The organism is Candidatus Eisenbacteria bacterium (genome assembly GCA_016867495.1).
In the GTDB taxonomy this organism is placed as follows: Bacteria; Eisenbacteria; RBG-16-71-46; order CAIMUX01; family VGJL01; genus VGJL01.
Genome location: VGJL01000221.1, coordinates 1 through 3,844 on the forward strand (window position 1 = coordinate 1; position 3,844 = coordinate 3,844).

4 protein-coding genes are annotated in these 3,844 nt (G+C 64.5%); 3 read left to right on the top strand and 1 reads right to left on the bottom strand.

Annotation, left to right across the window (positions count from 1 at the left end):
- Together FJY88_12490 and FJY88_12495 are read left to right on the top strand one after the other, a co-directional pair.
- Nucleotides 1-580 (top strand): PEP-CTERM sorting domain-containing protein (locus FJY88_12490; protein MBM3288153.1); only part of this gene is annotated, 580 nt, incomplete at its 5' end.
- A 196-nt stretch (nt 581-776) separates the two neighbouring features.
- Nucleotides 777-1,454 (top strand): redox-sensing transcriptional repressor Rex, encoded by a 678-nt coding sequence (locus tag FJY88_12495; GenBank protein MBM3288154.1) that lies wholly within the window; start codon nt 777-779, stop codon nt 1,452-1,454.
- 431 nt (nt 1,455-1,885) lie between these two features.
- On the opposite strand, the gene FJY88_12500 is transcribed toward FJY88_12495, so the two are convergent.
- On the bottom strand, nt 1,886-3,355 hold the full coding sequence (locus FJY88_12500) for a hypothetical protein (GenBank protein ID MBM3288155.1): 1,470 nt from the start codon (nt 3,353-3,355) through the stop codon (nt 1,886-1,888).
- 127 nt (nt 3,356-3,482) lie between these two features.
- Between FJY88_12500 and FJY88_12505 the strand changes: the two genes are divergently transcribed.
- Nucleotides 3,483-3,844: redox-sensing transcriptional repressor Rex (locus FJY88_12505; protein MBM3288156.1), on the top strand; the 362-nt coding region annotated here is incomplete at its 3' end.

Sequence of the window (3,844 nt, forward strand, 5' to 3'; positions counted from 1 at the left end):
TGGCTTCCTGGATCCTGGTTACGGCGGCCAGGAGTACGACGTCGAGGCCACCTATCTCGCATATGACAATTCATTTGCCTATATCGGGATCGTGACGGGATTCCCGCTTGCGGGGCGCACCGGATGGAACGGCTACTACTACCAGCACTTCGCGGCCGGAGACATCGGGATCGACATGAACGACGACGATGTCTATGACTACGCCGTCGACACGAGCGCGGGCGGCGCGCTCCGCTGGGGCGATCTCGTGTGGCAGGATCCGCATCTTGCCGGCCAGCCCGCGTGGGGCGGCGCGGCCGATCCGCTCCTGGTCACGGCTTGGCAGAACAGCTCTCCGATCGAGGCCTTCCGCTATGGCGCGTTCGACGGGCGCTACTCGATCGAGGCGATCATCGATCGCGAGGCGCTGGGGTTCCTAAACGAGTCGATGATGATCCACTGGACGATGGGATGCGGCAACGACCTGGCCGAGGTCGACATGGCCGTCACCCCCGTTCCCGAGCCCGCGACCCTGATGCTGCTTGGCGGCGGGTTGATGCTGAGCGGCATCGCCGCGCGGTCGCGCAGGAAGAAGAAGTAGGCCTGAGAAGAAAGCCACCTCCACGAGGCGGGGCCCGGGATTGAACCCCGGGCCCCGTTTTCGTTTGCGCGCTCGGGCATCGCGGTCTCTCGCGACCGCTCTGGGGCCCGGGCATGGACCGCGCGGCGGGCATCTGAGAGACTCGGCACGGGAACACAACCGGCGCAGGCAGTCGCGCCTAAGGAGCGATAGCGAGATGGAACCTGGCGAGAATCGGGAGCCGCAGGGACCTTCGCCGCGCAGTATGCGCGGGAGGCTCGCCCTCTACTATAGGCACAACGAGCGGCTTCTGGGCGAGGGGCGCCAGGAGATCGCGCCGCAGGATCTGGCCGCGGACCTCGGGCTCGACGAGCAGATCGTCGCCGCCGACATGAAGAGGCTCGGGATCGAACCGGGCCCCTCCGGCGCGCTCGCGACCCAGCAGATCAAAGCGGTCGCGGAGCATCAGCTCGGGCTGCGGCCTGTCAACACCGCCGTTCTCGTCGGGATGGGCAGGCTCGGGGCGGCCATCGCCTCCTATGAGGGATTCGGCGCTCACGGGATGCGGATCATGGCCGTCTTTGACGACGATCCCGCAAAGATCGGGAGGTTCCAGGGGGGGCACAAGGTCCTGCCGCTGGAGCAGCTCGAGGATGTGATCAACATCTTCGAGATCCGCCTGGCGGTCCTCACGGTGCCGGCCGAGGCGGCGCAAGCGATCGCGACCCGCCTGGCCCGGGCCGGGGTGGCGGCGATCTGGAACTTCGCGCCGGTGCGGCTCGACCTTCCGGAGGGAGTGGTCGTCCGCAACGAGCACATCACGGCGGGCCTGGCCCAGCTCTGCAGCGATCTGCGCGAGGCCAATCTGCGCCGGTTGCCGCCGGAGGAGGATTGAAGGGCCGCCGGACAAAACAGCCGCTTGATCCCAACTTAGGCTGGGTTCGGTCACCGTCCAGGACCACCCGGCCTTGTCGCTCTCACCCTGAGGAACGTGGTCGGCCTTCCCGGTCACTTCGCGCTATGATTCGTGGCGCGCCGATCGGGACCCCAACGAGAGCGGAGTTCTCGACGCCGACGGCATCGGAGGAGATTTTCAGGATGCACAACGAGACTTCAAGATCGAGCCGACGGCATGCAGGATGATCGAAAGCATGCGATCGATGCTACAAGCAGAGACGGCCTAACCGCAAGCGCGGCAAGCCGGACGAGATTTGTGGGAAGCACACGCAGCGCCTTGCGGTTCGCCTGTCAGAACCCTCCTTACGCGCGCGATCCCGCGGACTTTCGGCACGCATCCATGTAGGCAACCCGAAACGGAGCGATCGGCTACCGGATTATGGTCCACCTTCCAGGGAGGATCGCGTCGCCGAGGTGGATCGAGTAAAAGTACGATCCGGTTTCCAGGCGCCGCCCACTCTGGTCCAACGTGTCCCAAGAGATGCTTTGCAGTCCTGGCCCCAGCTCACCGTACCGCCGGATATCGGCCAGCCTTCCATCAGCCGAGAAGACCTCGAGCCACACATCGGTCTTCTTGGGCAAGTAGAGGCGAATGGTCCCCCAGCTCGCTATCGGGTTCGGGCCCGCCGACAGCACCTCTGCCCGGCCTGAGCCGGCGACACTGACGGAGATCGGCCCGTACGCCTCCCCCGGCGTCTCGCCGATGGCGATCGAATACCAATAGGTCGTCCCCGGTGTCACCGTCTCGTCACAGTAGGTCTGGGGCGCCCCCGGGGTTCCTGTCACAGTGGCAAGCAAGGCCCCGCGGGACGCAGCGTCCGTTGATCGGTACACTTGGATTTCACCTTGGGTGACGTCCGCACCCAAGGTCCAGCGAATCTCGACGCCGAAGCTCACCTCCTCCGCCGTCACGTCCCGCCACACCACGGGAGTCGGCGCTTGGACGGTGAAACCTATCGTCATGAAGTCGTCGCAGCCATCCAGAATTCCCTCAAAGTCGAGGTCCATCGTTCCGGATCGGTTCACATCCACGACAATGTCGTAGTCGCCGATGGCGTTTGCGGCGGGCCAGATCGTCGTCAAGGCGAACTCTCCGTCGCCGCCGATGTGCACCACTTCGTGTCCTCCGGAGACATCAGCGAGAGCAGCTCCATCTATCCACGCCGCATTGTCCCTGTTGGCGACCACGTATACCCGCACATCGTCATTTGTCGGGTACCAGGTGCCGCGGCAGCAGATGCGATCCCCAAGCGTGAACGCTGACTGGAGGTTTCCGGCGGCATCGCGCGATGTCAATGTGGGGTAGTAGTTCATGCCGTGATTCGCGTAGGCGGATGCTATCCACGCGTCATGCGGCGTTCCATTTCGGGGATTCGCGTCGTCATCGTTCTGGATCAGGAGCTGGTTGAAGAAGTCCCGCGGGTGCCGGTGCTGCGGGTCGTTAGGCGGCTGAAGTCCTTCGAGGGCTTCCCAGAGAAGCAGATGCCAGTACTCCTGCCAGGCCGGATCAGGCGACTCCGCCGCTTGCCACCATGCGGCGGCTATGGCCCAGCGGCTCTCGTAGTACCGGTGATCGCTCTCGGTTATTCCATTAGCACCGTCTTGATCTCGAATCGTCATGTCTCCGACGTTGGTGCGCAAGTCATGTTGGCTATCTGCTCCTGAGCAGTCCGGTTGACTGGGCGTCACGTATGTCGGAGTGTCCAAGAAGAGGCAGGGATAATAGGTTGGAATGGCTTCGTCCATCGCATCCCATGAAGATCCGCCACTCTGGTTGATCCAGTGCCCTTCGTTCACGTTGAAGACAATGAACCGCTCCGGGTTTTCCGGAGAGCTCATTTCGTGACTCCGGCCAGGTCGCCGGGAGTCGGTCGACGGTGATAGTGCGCCTCCTCGTGCTCGAGCGGGGGAACATGCCCGATCGGTCCAAGGAGACGGGATCGAACCGGGCCCCTCCGGTGCGCTCGTGACCCAGCAGATCAAGGCGGTCGCGGAGGATCAGCTCGGGCTGCGGCCGGTCAACACCGCTGTTCTCGTCGGGATGGGCAGGCTCGGGGCGGCCATCGCCTCCTACGAGGGATTCGGCGCGCACGGGATGCGGATCATGGCCGTCCTTGACGACGATCCCGCGAAGATCGGGAGGTTCCAGGGGGGGCACAAGGTCCTGCCGCTGGAGCAGCTCGAGGATGTGATCAACATCTTCGAGATCCGCCTGGCGGTCCTCACGGTGCCGACCGAAGCGGCGCAAACGATCGCGACCCGCCTGGCCCGGGCCGGGGTGGTGGCGATCTGGAACTTCGCGCCGGTGCGGCTCGAACTTCCGGAGGG

Excerpts from the sequence above, each read along its gene's own strand:
- FJY88_12500 (MBM3288155.1), bottom strand. The coding sequence starts at position 3,355 with ATGAGCTCTCCGGAAAACCCGGAGCGGTTCATTGTCTTCAACGTGAAC.
- FJY88_12495 (MBM3288154.1), top strand. The coding sequence starts at position 777 with ATGGAACCTGGCGAGAATCGGGAGCCGCAGGGACCTTCGCCGCGCAGT.